General features: G+C 61.4%; 14 protein-coding genes. 7 read left to right on the top strand and 7 right to left on the bottom strand.

What is annotated here, in order from left to right; genetic code table 11:
• Nucleotides 1–56 precede the first annotated feature (56 nt).
• Entirely contained in the window at nt 57–398 is a 342-nt protein-coding gene (locus ACUXVH_RS24575) for a zinc ribbon domain-containing protein YjdM (RefSeq protein ID WP_011063557.1), read from the top strand.
• A gap of 204 nt (nt 399–602) precedes the next feature.
• Nucleotides 603–872: a PA4570 family protein gene (locus ACUXVH_RS24570; RefSeq protein ID WP_015637094.1), complete on the top strand. Its 270-nt coding sequence runs from the start codon at nt 603–605 to the stop codon at nt 870–872.
• A gap of 90 nt (nt 873–962) precedes the next feature.
• On the opposite strand, the gene ACUXVH_RS24565 is transcribed toward ACUXVH_RS24570, so the two are convergent.
• From ACUXVH_RS24565 to ACUXVH_RS24555, 3 genes are all read right to left on the bottom strand, one after another.
• Nucleotides 963–1,580: an FKBP-type peptidyl-prolyl cis-trans isomerase gene (locus ACUXVH_RS24565; protein WP_007924751.1), complete on the bottom strand. Its 618-nt coding sequence runs from the start codon at nt 1,578–1,580 to the stop codon at nt 963–965.
• A gap of 127 nt (nt 1,581–1,707) precedes the next feature.
• On the bottom strand, nt 1,708–2,013 hold the full coding sequence (locus ACUXVH_RS24560) for a DUF6482 family protein (RefSeq protein ID WP_011063559.1): 306 nt from the start codon (nt 2,011–2,013) through the stop codon (nt 1,708–1,710).
• A gap of 135 nt (nt 2,014–2,148) precedes the next feature.
• Nucleotides 2,149–2,637 (bottom strand): TIGR00645 family protein, encoded by a 489-nt coding sequence (locus ACUXVH_RS24555; RefSeq protein ID WP_015637095.1) that lies wholly within the window; start codon nt 2,635–2,637, stop codon nt 2,149–2,151.
• Nucleotides 2,638–2,799: 162 nt separating this feature from the next.
• On the opposite strand from ACUXVH_RS24555, the gene ACUXVH_RS24550 reads away from it, so the two are divergent.
• Nucleotides 2,800–4,626 carry a hypothetical protein gene (locus ACUXVH_RS24550; RefSeq protein ID WP_065363652.1) on the top strand — a complete coding sequence of 609 codons (1,827 nt, stop codon included), beginning with the start codon at nt 2,800–2,802 and terminating at the stop codon, nt 4,624–4,626.
• 3 nt (nt 4,627–4,629) lie between these two features.
• On the opposite strand, the gene ACUXVH_RS24545 is transcribed toward ACUXVH_RS24550, so the two are convergent.
• Both ACUXVH_RS24545 and ACUXVH_RS24540 read right to left on the bottom strand, forming a co-directional pair.
• Complete coding sequence (locus ACUXVH_RS24545; RefSeq protein WP_015637097.1) at nt 4,630–4,971, bottom strand: PA4575 family protein; 342 nt, start codon at nt 4,969–4,971, stop codon at nt 4,630–4,632.
• A gap of 214 nt (nt 4,972–5,185) precedes the next feature.
• A complete protein-coding gene (locus tag ACUXVH_RS24540) occupies nt 5,186–7,624 on the bottom strand; it encodes a Lon protease family protein (RefSeq protein ID WP_015637098.1) in 2,439 nt (812 codons plus the stop codon).
• Nucleotides 7,625–7,900: 276 nt separating this feature from the next.
• Between ACUXVH_RS24540 and ACUXVH_RS24535 the strand changes: the two genes are divergently transcribed.
• The 4 genes from ACUXVH_RS24535 to ACUXVH_RS24520 all read left to right on the top strand — a co-directional run bounded on the left by ACUXVH_RS24535 (nt 7,901) and on the right by ACUXVH_RS24520 (nt 11,416).
• Nucleotides 7,901–8,389, top strand: coding sequence for a DUF3015 domain-containing protein (locus ACUXVH_RS24535; protein ID WP_011063564.1), 489 nt, complete (start codon nt 7,901–7,903; stop codon nt 8,387–8,389).
• Nucleotides 8,390–8,481: 92 nt separating this feature from the next.
• The gene (locus tag ACUXVH_RS24530) at nt 8,482–10,335 is read left to right on the top strand and encodes an Lnb N-terminal periplasmic domain-containing protein (RefSeq protein WP_026020072.1); all 1,854 of its coding nucleotides are present in this window, start codon (nt 8,482–8,484) and stop codon (nt 10,333–10,335) included.
• 159 nt (nt 10,336–10,494) lie between these two features.
• Entirely contained in the window at nt 10,495–10,851 is a 357-nt protein-coding gene (locus ACUXVH_RS24525; RefSeq protein WP_011063566.1) for a hypothetical protein, read from the top strand.
• Between the two features lie 73 nt (nt 10,852–10,924).
• On the top strand, nt 10,925–11,416 hold the full coding sequence (locus tag ACUXVH_RS24520) for a GreA/GreB family elongation factor (protein WP_065363651.1): 492 nt from the start codon (nt 10,925–10,927) through the stop codon (nt 11,414–11,416).
• Nucleotides 11,417–11,422: 6 nt separating this feature from the next.
• On the opposite strand, the gene gdhA is transcribed toward ACUXVH_RS24520, so the two are convergent.
• On the bottom strand, nt 11,423–12,760 hold the full coding sequence (gene gdhA / locus ACUXVH_RS24515) for an NADP-specific glutamate dehydrogenase (RefSeq protein ID WP_011063568.1): 1,338 nt from the start codon (nt 12,758–12,760) through the stop codon (nt 11,423–11,425).
• Between the two features lie 288 nt (nt 12,761–13,048).
• Nucleotides 13,049–14,713, bottom strand: coding sequence for an energy-dependent translational throttle protein EttA (ettA, locus tag ACUXVH_RS24510; protein WP_011063569.1), 1,665 nt, complete (start codon nt 14,711–14,713; stop codon nt 13,049–13,051).
• Between the last annotated feature and the right edge of the window lie 274 nt (nt 14,714–14,987).

The raw sequence follows: 14,987 nt of genomic DNA, 5'->3' as shown, positions 1-14,987 counted from the left end.
CCACAAAACCCTATACAATGTGCGCTTTTTAGCCATCCTGACTTTGAGGAGCTTAAGTGAGCACTTTGCCACCCTGCCCAAAATGCAATTCCGAATACACCTACGAGGACGGCACCCAGCTGATCTGCCCTGAGTGCGCCCACGAGTGGTCCGCCAGCGGTGAAGCCGAAGCCGTATCCGATGAAGCCGTGAAGAAAGATTCGGTGGGCAACGTGCTGCAAGACGGCGACACCATTACCGTGATCAAGGACCTCAAGGTCAAGGGCACCTCGCTGGTGGTCAAGGTCGGCACCAAGGTCAAGAACATCCGCCTGTGCGATGGCGACCATGACATCGACTGCAAGATCGACGGTATCGGCCCGATGAAACTCAAGTCCGAGTTCGTCCGCAAGGTCTGAATCCCCCCCTCTCGCGCCCGCCGCGAGAGGGTCCCCCCCTACGCCCCTCCCCGCTCGGTCAACCCACAACCTTGCTAACAGAAAGCCAGTCGATTTGATCGAAAACAATTTCTGCACAGAAAAAAGCAGAAACCGCCAATAGGCACTTGCTATTCATTGAATAAGAATTATTCTCATTGAACCCCATTCAAGGAGATGACGACCATGACTTATTTGATTGATGCCTGGCTGGACCGCCCACACCCTTACCTGCGAATCCTGCATCGGGAAACCGGGGAAGTCTGTGCGGTACTGGAAGAGGAAGCCCTGAACGAGCTGCAGGACCAGGGAGATCTGGACCTGAACGGCCTGAGCTCCAGCGAACCGCTGGTACTCAAGGAATTGGTGCGCAACCTGTTTTTGTTCTGCTACGCCAGAGCCTTGCGGCCGACCGGTACCGATGGTCAAAGCCTGAGCGCAAAAATCCGTCTATGAAACCTAAGCCGATCAAGGGGCAAGCTTGCCGGCGATGAGCAGACCGCGAGTGCGCAGCCTTCATCGCCAGCAAGCTGGCTCCTACAGGGGTTACAGAACGTCCAGCAGCTCGACGTCGAACACCAGGACGCTGTGCGGCGGGATGCTGCCCACGCCTTGTGCGCCGTAAGCCAGTTCGCTCGGCACGTACAGACGCCATTTGCTACCGGCGTTCATCAGTTGCAGCGCTTCGGTCCAGCCAGCGATCACGCCGCCAACCGGGAATTCGGCAGGCTGGCCGCGCTCGTAGGAGCTGTCGAACACAGTGCCGTCGATCAGGGTGCCGTGGTAGTGAGTGCGAACGCTGTCTTCACGGGATGGCTTGGCGCCTTCGCCCTGGGTCAGCACTTCGAACTGCAGGCCGGAAGCCAGGGTGGTGATGCCTTCACGCTTGGCGTTTTCCGCCAGGAATGCCAGACCGGCACCGGCAGCCGCTTCAGCCTTGGCAGCGGCTTCAGCCTGCATGATTTCGCGGATGACTTTGAAGCTGGCAGACATTTCTTCCTGACCCACACGGCTCGGCTTACCGGCGAAAGCGTCGGTCAGACCAGCCAGGATTGCATCCAGGCTCACGCCCGGTGGCGGGTTGTCACGCAGTTGGTCGCCCAGCTGACGGCCGATGCCGTAGCTGACGCGGGTTTCGTCGGTGGACAGATTTACTTCGGACATGACACTGCTCCGCTGTGCGGACGGCTCGGGAAAGGCCGTGGAAACACAGCACCTTCCGGAGCGCCCGGAACCAAAAGGGCGAGCAGACTAGCACAGAAGTCCGGCGACAATCAGCGCAACCCCGGCGCTACCAGCCGGAGTGCAGGGTGATTGGCACCTTGAGGCTTTCCTCGGCGCTGGCAGACAACCCGCACATCTCGTCATGCACCGAGGTGTGGATCAGGTTGAACGGCAGCTTGGGAAACGACTGCAGCACTTCACGGGCATGCTCCACCGAACGCAGATGAAACATCTGCCCATGGGCGTCGCTCAACGGGTATGCAGCCCCGTGCATGCGCGCCTCAAGCAGGTAGATTCCGCCTTCCAGCGAAATCAGGTTCAACTCATCGACTTTTCCGGCAATGGCGTAGGCATTCATTTCCTGCAGGTTCATGAGCGCACCTCGTGCAATTGAAAGCCATGACCCCTACAGGCATATGCCCCGCCCGGAAAAAGCACAAGCCATAAACAACGCCGCCCGTCCGTTTCGCAACGGCCGGGCGGCAGGTGTCCGGTGGGCAGGGGGCGGTCAGTGCTTGGTCAGCTTGTCCAGGTACCCCATGGCAAATGCCGAGATCACGAAGGTCATGTGGATCACCACGTACCACAGCAGGTACTCGGTGGGGGTGTTCTTGGCGTCCATGAACACCCGCAGCAGGTGGATCGAGGAGATCGCGACGATGGACGCCGCCACTTTCATCTTCAGCGACGAAGAATCCATCTTGCCCAGCCAGCTGAGCTTTTCCTTGTCCTCATCGATGTCCAGCTGCGACACGAAATTTTCGTAGCCGGAAATCATCACCATCACCAGCAGGCCACCCACCAGCGCCATGTCGATCAGCGACAGCAGCACCAGGATCAGGTCGGACTCGGCCATGGAGAACACATTGGGAATAACGTGGAAGACTTCCTGGAAAAACTTCAATGCCAGTGCCAGCAGGCCCAGGGACAATCCGAAGTAGATCGGCGCCAGCAGCCAGCGTGAGGCATACATTGCATTTTCGATAAAACGTTCCATTGAATCTCGTACCCGGTGTAAAAACGGCGGCGAGTATATCAGCGCGCCAAAAGCCCATAAACCACAGACAATCCCCTGCCCCACGGGTTTTTCCAAACGTTTTTTCTGCTAGTGTCGAAGCCATTGCCACCGCCCACCGACACTGGACAGGAAGACTGGAAAATGGATTTGCGATTGCCTTTGGCCAGCTTCGGCCTTGGTCTGGCGCTGCTGATCAGCGGCGGCTGTTCACCCAGCGACGAAAAGAAGCAGGCCAGCCTCGAAGAGAGGACCGCACAGTTTGAAAAATCCCTGGACGCCATCCAGGACCCCAAGCTCAAGGACGCCATCGCCGACCTCGGCGGCTCACTGCTGCTGCTGGAGCGTGCGCAGATCAAGCTCGACAGCAAGCCGATCGAAACCGAATACGGTGACGACAGCCTGGCCCTGCTCAAGCACTACCCCACGGCCCAGGCGCTGGTGGACACCTACGTCAATGGCCTGTTCGTGCTGCGCAAGCCCTCCAGCTCGGACTACCTGACCGACCTGCAGCCGGTGTTCCCCTTCAGCTTCAACATGCCCGCGCAGTTCCCCTTTCCCCATGGCCTGGAGTGGCAGTCCGTCACCCTGAGCAACAAGAAGGTCATCCCCTTTCAGCCCGAATGGTCGGAAACCGACCCGGGGATTCAACTCAGCCCGTCCAGTTCCAACCTGACCAACCCGGATGACCTGACCGTGACCTATCCCTTCATCGAGGGCCTGGAAGTGGACAACAAGAACCAGCCGCAGCCGGTCTCGCTGCAGGGCAAGCTGGAAGTGATAGCTCCCGGCCGCACCCTGACCTTCGAACTGACCCGGGCCGACATCGGCAAGCCACGCCAGGACGGCAACATCAGCCTGACCTTGCTGGCGCTGGAAAAGAATGTCGCCGAGATCGAACTGAGCAATAACGCAGCCCTGCCTGAGGAAGCCGACGACGCCTCCCTCAACCCCTTGCTGGCGCAGGCTCGGGACAGCAGCGGGCAAATCCTCTCTCGGTCGGGCTCGATCAATGAGAGCGCCCAGCAGGTCGCCTTTTACCGCCAGCAACTGGCCGAGATGCAGAAGCAGAAGAGCTGGAGCGAGGCCTTCGAGAAGCAACTGGAGGATGAGCAGAAAGCCTTCGACCAGCAGCACACCCAGCATTACGCCAAGGTGTATTTCAACGGCCAGATCGACAAGCTGGAGGTCGCCGTACTCGACTTCGCTCAGGCCAGCGTGACCCGCAAGGACCTCGACCTGCCGGTACACCGCTTCGATCGGCTCACCACCGACAAGAACATCCAGCCACTGCCGATGCCGGTGGTGGTCTATGACGATCAGGCCGCCAGCTACCTCAAGGGCGCGGAGCTTGATGAGGACTCATTGAAAAAGTCCGTGACCATCAGCCAATCGGTGGAAGATGCCAGTGCGGCACGCATTGAGTTCAGCCATCCGCGGACCTTCAACGACGAACTGCTGGGCTCGGAGTTCAATGCCGGCGACACCCCGCTGACCTTCTTCACTCAGGACGACAAGGGCCAGCGTGGCGAACCGATCGAACTGCCGGACGAGGCCTTTGAAATCGACCCCATGCGTGGCGTCATCACCTATGACCTGAACCTGTTCCCGGAAACCCCGGCCTATGCCGTCGGCTCTATCCCGCTGTTTCTCGCCAACATCGAGAAAAAGACCATCAGTGCCCAGCAACTGCCCAAGGGCCTGGAGCTCAAGGGCAATGCCCTGATAGTCGACCAGAAGCTCTTTCCCGCGGATGCCTGGCGCTTCTATGCCAAGGACGACAGTGGCCAGTACCTGAAGGAGATCCTTGCCGTCAGCCACGGCGCCTCGAACAACGGGCCCGCGCTGTTCGACGTGCATTACTTCTACGGCCAGCCCAGCCAACTGGAAAGCTACGAGCGCAGCGAACTCAATGCCGTCGAATACGGCTTCGAGGTCAAACTCGACAAAGCCGAGCCGACACCACCCTAGCCATCAGTGTTCGGGATGGAACTGGAAATCCCCGGCGTGACGCCCCCGCTCACCGTTGATCTGCCGCAGTTGGGCCTGCAGATGCAGGCACCATATCTGCGGATCGTCGGCCAGTTGGTAACCGTGGGTAGTCAGGCTTTCAACGATCGAATCGAGGATCGATTCGGCCACCACAGGTCCGCAGAACGGCCCCTGGGACTTGATCGCCGAGGGTTGTTCACCGGCCATTCCGGCGGCGAAGAGAAGGGTCCACATACCGTTGTCCCCCGCCAAAGGGCGAACAATGCATTCGATACGGGTAACCAGGCCAAGGCATTGGCGAGTAAGGCAAAGGTTGCGCGACATGGCGGCGACCCTCGGTAGATCCACTATTCAGCCTTCAACGCAAGGCTGTTTCGATCCAGCGACGACTGTCGTTCTCCTTGCCCTGAGAATAGAAGAAAAGCCTGATAAACAAAGTTGACCGATCCAACAGGCGCCGAATGGTCTATTTTGAAAAATTGGCGTCAGCGGCCTGGCGCCGATGGCGAGGGAACACCCCCCTCGCCATCGAACAGCATCACGCCGGCTTGGTATCGGCCAACGCCTCCTGGGCCTGTTCCTTCTCGGCCTCCTTCAGGTCGTCTTCGCTGATCATCTCGGCAATCACCCGCAGCCGCTCCACCACACGCGCATTGACGCTGCCCTCGGGGAACTGCCCTTCGGCATCCGGCTCGCCAGCCGGCTCGCCCACCAGGAGGCTCAGGGCCTCATCGGCCTGGCGCACCGCATACACATGGAACTGCCCGGCTCGCACCGCCTGCAAGACCTTCTCGTCAAGCATCAGTGTGGCGACGTTGGCCTGGGGAATGATCGCCCCCTGCTCCCCGGTCAGGCCACGGGCCTCGCACAGACGGAAGAAGCCCTCGATCTTCTCGTTGACCCCGCCGACCGCCTGCACCTCACCAAACTGGTTGATCGAGCCGGTAATGGCGAAGCACTGCTTGAGCGGGGTTTTGGAGAGCGCCGAAATCAGCGTGCAGGCCTCGCCCAGCGAAGCACTGTCACCGTCCACATAGCCATAGGACTGCTCCAGGGCGATGCTCGCGGAAATCGCCAGGGGGAACTCCTGGGCGTAACGGCTGCCCAGGTAACCCGTGAGGATCATCACCCCCTTGGAGTGGATCGGCTGGCCGAGATTGACCTCGCGCTCGATGTCGACGATACCGCTGCCGCCGGGGTAGACCGTGGCCGAGATCCGCGCCGGCACGCCAAAGGCCGAGTCCCCGACCTCCAGCACCGTCAGGCCGTTGCACTTGCCTACCGCAGCACCATCGGTGTCGATGAGGATGATGCCCGCCAGCATGTCGTCGAGAATCCGCGCCGACACCCGCCCGGTACGCGTGGCCTTGGCCTTCAGCGCGCGCTCGATATGCCCGGCGTCGGTCATTTCATCCGAAGCCAGGTGCCGGATGAAATCGGCTTCGCTGACCAGTTGGAACAGATCACCGATACGCGCCGACAAGCGCCCCTGATGCTCCGCCAGGCGTGCACTGTAGGTGGCCAGCCGCGCCACGGCGTCGGCGGTCAGTGGCGCCATGCCCTCTTCCGAGGTGCGGGTTTTCAGCAACTGGGCGAACTGCTCCAGGCTTTCATCCACCATCGGAATGTCTTCGTCGAAATCCACCAGTACCCGGAACATCTCCTGGAAGTCCGGATCCAGGTCCTGCAGCGTGTAATACAACTGGCGGGCGCCAATGATGATGACCTTGACCTGCAGCGGAATCACCTGCGGCGTCAGGGTCACAGTGGCCAGGCGGCCCATCTCGCCCAGTGGCGACTCCATCTTCAGCTTGCGCGATTGCAGGGCGCGCTTGAGCGCGTCCCAGACAAAGGGTTCGCTGAGCATCTTCTCGGCTTCCAGAATCAGGAAACCGCCATTGGCCCGGTGCAAGGCGCCAGGGCGCAACTGCCGGTAGGTGGTGTAGAGCGCCCCCTGGTCGGTGCTGTACTCGATACGCCCGAACAGGTTGTCGTAGGTCGGATGGGGCTCGAATACCACCGGGGCGCCACCGCTGGCCGGGTGACCGACCACCAGGCTCGGGCAGTACTGTTCTTCCAGCAGCTTGCGCGCCACGGCGTCGGTCTTGCTGTCGTCCACCAGTTGTTCGACCACGGTCTTCAACAGATAGACCTGCATGGCCTGCAGGTAACCGCAGACCGCGGCGTTTTCCGCGTACTTCTCGGACAGCGGCGCGAGCAAGGGCTGCAGGGCCAGGGTGATGGTTTCTTCATTGAGCTGGCGCAACTGGTTGCTCGACTCGCGCTTCCATTGCGGCAGGCTCGCCAGTTCTTCGTTGAGGCGCTCCTCCAGGGCGGAAATGTCCTCGTGGAAGCGTTCGCGATCGGCCTCGGGCAACTGGGCGAACTCAGCCTCGTCCAGGGCCTTGCCTTCGAACATCGGGGTAAAGGCGATGTTGCTGCTGTCGCGGTACAGCGCCACGTCCTTTTCCAGGGCCAGGCGCTCGATCACATCCAGGGCACGGTCATAGCGCTGGTTGAAGGCGCGATCGATGGCGCTCTTCTTCTGCTGGTACGAAGGGTGCTCGAAGACCGCCGGAAAGGTGGCCAGCAGGTTATCGATCAGGCCGTTGATGTCGCTGATGAAACTGCCCGCGGCCCCCGCTGGCAGCTCCAGTGCCCGGGGTTCCCGGGGCTCGTCGAAGTTGTTGACGTAGACCCAGTCCGACGGGGTCTGCAGGCGCTTGCCTTCGGCCTTCAGATAGCGTTTGACGAAAGAGAAGCGGCCGGTGCCCGGCTCGCCCATGACAAAGACGTTGTAGCCGGGGCGCGGCATGGCCACGCCAAACTGCAAGGCTTCGACCGCACGTTCCTGGCCTAGCACACCGCGGAAGGGCTCCAGATCATTGGTTGTGGAGAAGCTGAACTGTTCAGCAGAGAAAGGACGGGTCAGCGCTTCAGGCGCAAGACGCAGGCTGGCAGCAACAGGATCAGGCATCGGGCTTCCTTACATCAGGCGGGGCAGATGGCGGCATTCTGGCGCCGGGTATGCCCGGCTGGCAAGGCGCGCCTCAGGGGAAAGCATAGACAAGCCGCAGGCCACGACCCGCACCAAGTAAAACCAGCTGTTTCAGGTATTGTTTTGTAAATAGTTACGGAACCTGAGGAACCTGCCTAAACTCCAAACTGCGCGGCTGGATAGATAACCGGCCCACTGGCGCCCGCACGGGCCAGTCTCCCTGTCCATTGGTATGCACACAAAGAGAACAACGCTATGAAACGGATTCTTCTCGGTACTCTTTTCACCGCTGTATCCCTCAACGCCATGGCCCAGGCGCCAGGCGGCCCGGATTGCGGCTGGGGCAACATGCTGTTCGAAGGCCAGCGCGGCACTCCGGCGCACTTCCTCGCATCCACCACCAACGGCACCTCAGGCAACGCCACTTTCGGCATGACCTCCGGTACCAACGGCTGCTCGACCAATGCCTCGCTGACCTATGGCGGCAAGTCCTGGTTCGCCATGAACGGCATGATGAACGAGCTCTCCGAAGACATGGCCAAGGGTCAAGGCGAAGCCCTGACCACCTACGCCGTGGTACTCGGTGTAGCCCCTGAGGATCGCGCGCACTTTGCCGCGGTTACCCACGAGCACTTCCAACAGATCTTCAGCAAGGCTGACGTGACCGCGGAAGATGTGCACACCAATACCCTGGCCGTGTTGAAAAACGACGCGCGCCTGGCCAAGTACGCAACCCCAGCTTAAGCTCGCCCCACCCGCTCCTCGCGAGGAGCGGGTTTTATTTTCCGGACCTTGCCCACCTTGGGTCTTTGTATTTCCGACTTAAGTTGCCCAACATGCTCAAACGCCTTGCCTACCTGGCGCTCTGTGTCTGCGCCCCGCTGTATGCCGCGCCTCACATCGACCCTCAACGTTTGCAGCAACTGGCCAATGACCCCTTCTGGATATCCATAGGTCACTACGAAACTGCCAAGCTCGGCGGCTGGCGCAGTTATGTCAGCGACCCGAAATTCTTCCTCGCTGCCGACGGTGCCCATCATCCCGACGCTGAGCTGGCCGCGACCCTGAACGCCCTCTACGCCCCCGCCGATGCGGGTGACCAGCATGCCCAGTGCGTCTATCCGTCCCGCACCCGCTGGCTCAAGGCGCAACTGGGCCTGAATGACTTGCCTGCGGTGGAGTGCGCCGAGTTCAAGCAATGGTTCAAGGATGTCTCGCCCCACAGCACGGTGATGATCTTTCCCGCGGCCTACCTGAACAGCCCCTCGTCGATGTTCGGCCACACCCTCCTGCGCATCGATCAGGCGGACGTACAGAGCAACAACACCGCGCTGCTCAGCTACGCAATCAACTTCGGGGCCTATATCGAGGGCTCGGACAACAGCATTCTCTACGCCTGGAAAGGCCTGATGGGCGGCTATCCGGGGCTGTTCGCTCTAGTGCCCTACCAAGAGAAGCTCTCGGAATACCGCAGCCTGGAAAACCGCGACCTGTGGGAATACCGCCTGAACCTGACCCAGGCCGAAACCGAACGCATGGTGGAGCATGTCTGGGAACTCAAGCAGATCAAGTTCGACTACTTCTTCTTCGATGAAAACTGCTCCTACCGGCTGCTGGAACTGCTGCAAGTGGCGCGCCCCAGCCTGCGCCTGACCGAACAGTTCCCGCTGACGGCGATCCCTACCGATACGGTCAAGGCAGTCAAGGACGCCGGGCTGGTGGAACGCATCGACTATCGCCCGTCCCGGGAGCGGGAGCTGCTGAGCCGCGCCCAGCCGCTGGACCCGGAAGAACAGCAATGGGTGCTCAAGGTCAGCGCTGACCAGAAGCAATTGCAGGCCCCTGAGCTGAAGGCTCTACCCCGGGATCGCCAGGCCTTGATCGTGGATGCCGCCTACCGTCTTGAACGCTACCGGGCCAACGGCCTGGAACGAGATGCGCAGCGCTCGCAACGCAGTTTCGAACTGCTGCGGGCAATCAACCAGAACCCGGCACCGGAGCTGCAGATCCAGCGCCCCGGCCTGCCGGAAGACGGCCACCAGTCGCGCACCTGGCAGCTGGGAGTCGGCACCCGGGACGACAAGGCCTTCGCCGAGTACGGCCTGCGCATGGCCTATCACGACCTCAACGACAACGCCGAAGGCTTCCCCCTGGGGGCGCAGATCGAGATCCTGCAGATGAAGCTGCGCCAGTACGAAGGCAACCACTGGCAGTTGCAACAGTTGGACCTGGCGACCATCCGTTCCCTGACCCCACGCAACGACCTGCTGCAACCCTGGTCCTGGCAGGTCACCGGCGGCCTGGAGCGAGTACCGGGCAAACACGACGACGAGACCCTGGTCAGCCACGTCAACGGCGGGGCCGGCGGCACCTGGCAGTTGGGCGAGGACACCCTGGGCTTTGTCCTGGGCACGGTGCGGGTCGAGCACAACGCCGACTTCGCCGGTTTCATCGCCCCGGCAGCAGGCTTCAACTCCGGGCTGCTGTGGAAAAACCCGCTGGGCAACTTCAGCCTTGAGGCCAAGGGCGACTACTTCACCAATGGCGAGGTACGCCGCAGCCTGAGCCTCAACCAGCAGTGGGAGCTGTCGCGCAACCTGGGCCTGCGCCTGAGCGCACAGCGGGAGTTCAGCCAACTGGCGACTCCGGTCAACGAGGTCATGCTCGAACTCAAGTGGTATCACTACTAAAGGCAGCCAGAGGCCGCTCTCAAGGGCCCTGGAAGGTGCTGCGAACCTTGTCGCAGCCTGCACCAGCGGCCACGGTTAAATGGGTTGATCACCCGGCTTTCACGGCTTGCTGACAAACGCCCTTCTAGACTTCACGCAGAGGAAGCCTGGGAGACGAAAATGTGGCGGTACGGGTGGGCAGCGCTGTTGCTGGCGCTAGTCGGTGGCTGTGAATCAACCCATGAGCATCTGCTGGCGCAGGGCTATCCGCCGGCCTTTGCCGATGGCTTCGATGCCGGCTGCGTCAGCGGCCGCCAGGCGGCAGGCTCCATGAGCGGAGAGTTTCGCAAGGACGTACCGCGCTACCTCAAGGACGCGCAATACGCCGAAGGCTGGAACGATGGTTTCCGCCAATGCCAGGCCATGCTGGAGAACCAGGACCGCAACGAGTATCGAGAGCGGCACTGGGACGAGCGCGAGCGAGCCTGGCAGCAGGAAAAGGACCGCGATGCGGCCCGGGCCTATCGTTCGCCGTAGGTCGCTTTCAGGTAACCGCCCAGGTGAAAAGCCTGCAACCATGGTCCACCCGCCTCCCTTCAAGGAGAAAACCGTGAGCCGCGCTTTCGTCAATGAAGATCAAGCCGCCCAGGCCGAGCAGCCGGTGGAGCGCCAGATCAGCACCCAGCCCAATTACGTCACGCCCCAGGGCCTTGCCGAATTGCAGGCCAGGGTTGCCCTGCTGCACAGCCAGCACAGCGAGCAAAACGACCTGGGAGATGACGCCGACAAGCAGCGAATGGCAGAGCTTGAGCGCGACCTGCGCTATTTCACCCAGCGCCTGCACAGCGCCCAAGTGGTGACGCCGGCCAATTCAACCGACAAGGTGCAGATCGGCAGCCGGGTGACCTTCGCCGATGAACAGGATCGCCAGCAAAGCGTGCAATTGGTGGGGGAGGATCAAGCGGATGCGGCCAAGGGGCTGATCAACTGGGCCTCGCCCCTGGGTCGTGCCCTACTGGGAGCACAACCGGGGGACGAAGTCCTGTGGCAAAGGCCGGCGGGCAATCAGTTGATCGAGATCATCCGCATCGAACCGGCCTGAGACGGTTCAGACCACGCCCTGGGCCAGCATGGCATCGGCGACCTTGACGAAGCCGGCGATGTTCGCACCCTTCACGTAGTTGATCCGGCCATTCTCTTCGCCATAGTGCACGCAAGCGTGGTGGATCGACTGCATGATGTTGTGCAGCTTGCTGTCCACTTCACCGGCGGTCCACAGCAGGCGCATGGCGTTCTGCGACATTTCCAGGCCACTCACCGCCACGCCACCGGCGTTGGACGCCTTGCCCGGGGCGAAGAGGATGCCCGCGTCGATAAAGATATCCACAGCCTCCAGAGTGGTCGGCATGTTGGCACCTTCGGCGACACAGGTGCAGCCGTTGCGCAGCAGGGTACGGGCCGCCTCGGCGTCCAGTTCATTCTGCGTGGCGCAGGGCAAGGCTATATCGCACGGCAGGTCCCACGGAGTCTGGCCGGCGCGGAACTCCAGGCCGAACTGGCTCGCCAGCTCGCTGATACGCCCACGCTGCACGTTCTTGAGTTCCAGTACCGCCAGCCACTGCTCTTCGCTCAGGCCCGACTCGCAATACAGGGTGCCTTCGGAATCGGACAGGGAGATCACCTTGCCACCCAGGTCCATGACCTTGCGCGCCGCATACTGGGCCACGTTGCCGGAGCCGGAGATCGCCACGCGCTTGCCTTCGACCCGATCACCGCGGCGCTTGAGCATTTCCTCGGCGAAGTACACGCAGCCAAAGCCCGTGGCCTCGGGGCGGATCAGGCTGCCGCCGTAGCTGATGCCCTTGCCGGTCAGCACCGACGTGAACTGGTTGCTCAGGCGTTTGTACTGGCCAAAGAGGAAACCGATTTCCCGGGCACCCACGCCGATGTCACCGGCCGGGACGTCAACGTCGGCACCGATATGCCGGTACAGCTCGCTCATGAAGGCCTGGCAGAAGCGCATCACCTCGGCGTCGCTCTTGCCCTTGGGATTGAAGTCCGAACCGCCCTTGCCGCCGCCCATGGGCAGGGAGGTCAGGGAGTTCTTGAAGGTCTGCTCGAAGGCGAGGAATTTCAGCACGCCCATGTTGACCGAGGGATGGAAGCGCAGGCCGCCCTTGTACGGGCCGATGGCGCTGTTCATCTGGATGCGGAAGCCGCGGTTGACCCGGACCTTGCCCTGATCGTCGACCCACGACACGCGAAACACCACCGCGCGTTCCGGCTCGCAGATCCGCTCGAGAATACCGGAGCTCAGGTAGTGCGGATTGGCTTCGAGAAACGGCCAGAGGCTGCGCAGGACCTCTTCCACCGCCTGATGGAATTCAGGCTGGTCCGGATCGCGTTTTTTCAGGCGGGCGAGGAAGTCTTCGACGGATTCGATCATGGGAAGTCTCGGCAAATTTATTGTCGTTAAGAAGAGATTTGCCCGGGACTTTATCAATTCAATCCGCACCGCGACAGCGCAAAATGTCGCAGATATGAATTTAAATGGTGCAATAAATATAAATAGCCCGGTTCTACAGGTGTTTTACGCACCGAATTGGTGACAAAAACTGACTGCTTTGCACTCACTTTGAACGTTGAGCCACGCCCCCGAATTAACCGCCCAGGTTTCTGCCAGGCATAAAAAAACGGAGCCCGAAGGCCCCGTTTTTTTCAAGCAGCTAACCGATCAGGCCAGCTTCTTGTGCCGTACCCGGTGCGGTTGCGCTGCGGCTTCGCCCAGGCGTTTCTTGCGATCGGCTTCGTACTCGGTGTAGTTGCCTTCGAAGAACACCGCTTGGGAGTCGTCTTCGTACGCCAGGATGTGAGTGGCCACCCGGTCCAGGAACCACCGATCGTGGGAGATCACAATGGCGGCGCCCGGGAAGTCCAGCAGGGCTTCTTCCAGGGAACGCAGGGTTTCAACGTCGAGGTCGTTGGAAGGTTCGTCGAGCAGCAGGACGTTGCCACCCTCCTTCAGGGTCAGGGCCAGGTGCAGGCGGCCGCGCTCACCACCGGACAGGTCCTTGACGAACTTCTGCTGGTCGCCGCCCTTGAAGTTGAAACGGCCGACGTAGGTACGCGACGGGATCTCGTAGTTGCCAATGCGGATCTGGTCGGAGCCGTCGGAGATCTGCTGGAACACGGTCTTGCTGCCGTCCAGGTCCTCACGGCTCTGGTCCACGCAGGCAAGCTGCACGGTTTCACCGATCTCGATGCTGCCCGAATCCGGGGTTTCCTTGCCCATGAGCATGCGGAACAGGGTCGATTTACCGGCACCGTTACCGCCGATCACGCCGACAATGGCGCCCTTGGGCATGGAGAACGACAGGTTGTCGATCAGCACGCGATCGCCGTAGCCCTTGGTGACGTTCTTGAACTCGATGACCTTGTCACCCAGGCGCGGACCAGCCGGAATGTAGATCTCGTTGGTTTCGCTGCGCTTCTGGAATTCCTGGGACTGCATTTCCTCGAAGCGTTGCAGACGGGCCTTGGATTTCGACTGGCGAGCCTTGGCGCCTTTGCGCACCCACTCCAGCTCTTCCTTCATGGCCTTTTCATGGGCCGACTGCTGCTTGGATTCCTGGGCCAGACGGTCGGACTTGGCTTCCAGCCAACCGGAGTAGTTGCCCTCGTAAGGAATGCCGGCGCCGCGGTCGAGTTCGAGAATCCAGCCGGCGACGTTGTCCAGGAAGTAACGGTCGTGCGTGATCGCGACCACAGTGCCCGGGAAGTCGTGGAGGAAATGCTCCAGCCAGGCGACGGAGTCGGCGTCCAGGTGGTTGGTTGGCTCGTCGAGCAGCAGCATGTCCGGAGCGGACAGCAGCAGGCGGCACAGGGCCACACGACGCTTTTCACCACCGGACAGGTGCTCGACCTTGGCGTCCCAGGCCGGCAGACGCAGAGCGTCGGCGGCCACTTCCAGCTGGCGCTCCAAGTTGTGGCCGTCGCTGGCCTGCAGGATGGCTTCCAGCTTGGCCTGCTCGGCGGCCAGCTTGTCGAAGTCGGCATCCGGCTCGGCATAGGCGGCGTAGACCTCGTCCAGGCGCGCCTGGGCGTCCTTGATCACGCTGACCGCTTCCTCGACCACTTCGCGCACGGTCTTGGCCGGGTCCAGCTGGGGTTCCTGGGGCAGGTAACCGATGTTCAGGTCCGGCATCGGGCGGGCTTCGCCCTCGAACTCGGTGTCGACGCCGGCCATGATCTTCAGCAGCGTGGACTTGCCCGAACCGTTGAGGCCCAGCACGCCGATCTTGGCGCCAGGGAAAAAGGACAGGGAGATGTTTTTCAGGATTTCCCGCTTCGGCGGAACAACCTTGCCCAGCCGATGCATGGTGAAGACGTATTGAGCCATGGTGAACCTAGCGTCAGTGACAGATGAATAGAACGGGCCGGGCCCGGGCCAGGCCATGCGCTGCGCCGGCATTGACCATGATCAATACCGACGGGCGGAAAAAGCCTGATTGTCTGGAGCTGGAACGCTCCCGCGTAACCGGCAAAACTACCTCAATGCACGATCCAGGTCCAGCCAGGCGGGACTGGCACTTTGCCACAACTCAAGGCATGCTAGCCGCCCTTCGGGCGTCCGGCTTATAGTGCACGTCGCGCCAGCCCAGCCAAACCGCAGG

It is taken from the genome of Pseudomonas sp. 8(2025), from assembly GCF_052665325.1.
The sequence above is the reverse complement of the archived record's forward strand: the minus strand, read 5'-3'. Positions and strand labels throughout refer to the sequence as shown.

Bases quoted from the DNA above. Each gene is read 5' to 3' on its own strand.
- ACUXVH_RS24570 (WP_015637094.1), top strand. From the start codon at position 603: ATGACTTATTTGATTGATGCCTGGCTGGACCGCCCACACCCTTACCTG.
- ACUXVH_RS24565 (WP_007924751.1), bottom strand. From the start codon at position 1,580: ATGTCCGAAGTAAATCTGTCCACCGACGAAACCCGCGTCAGCTACGGC.
- ACUXVH_RS24560 (WP_011063559.1), bottom strand. From the start codon at position 2,013: ATGAACCTGCAGGAAATGAATGCCTACGCCATTGCCGGAAAAGTCGAT.
- ACUXVH_RS24555 (WP_015637095.1), bottom strand. From the start codon at position 2,637: ATGGAACGTTTTATCGAAAATGCAATGTATGCCTCACGCTGGCTGCTG.
- ACUXVH_RS24550 (WP_065363652.1), top strand. From the start codon at position 2,800: ATGGATTTGCGATTGCCTTTGGCCAGCTTCGGCCTTGGTCTGGCGCTG.
- ACUXVH_RS24545 (WP_015637097.1), bottom strand. From the start codon at position 4,971: ATGTCGCGCAACCTTTGCCTTACTCGCCAATGCCTTGGCCTGGTTACC.
- ACUXVH_RS24540 (WP_015637098.1), bottom strand. From the start codon at position 7,624: ATGCCTGATCCTGTTGCTGCCAGCCTGCGTCTTGCGCCTGAAGCGCTG.
- ACUXVH_RS24535 (WP_011063564.1), top strand. From the start codon at position 7,901: ATGAAACGGATTCTTCTCGGTACTCTTTTCACCGCTGTATCCCTCAAC.
- ACUXVH_RS24530 (WP_026020072.1), top strand. From the start codon at position 8,482: ATGCTCAAACGCCTTGCCTACCTGGCGCTCTGTGTCTGCGCCCCGCTG.
- ACUXVH_RS24525 (WP_011063566.1), top strand. From the start codon at position 10,495: ATGTGGCGGTACGGGTGGGCAGCGCTGTTGCTGGCGCTAGTCGGTGGC.
- gdhA (WP_011063568.1), bottom strand. From the start codon at position 12,760: ATGATCGAATCCGTCGAAGACTTCCTCGCCCGCCTGAAAAAACGCGAT.
- ettA (WP_011063569.1), bottom strand. From the start codon at position 14,713: ATGGCTCAATACGTCTTCACCATGCATCGGCTGGGCAAGGTTGTTCCG.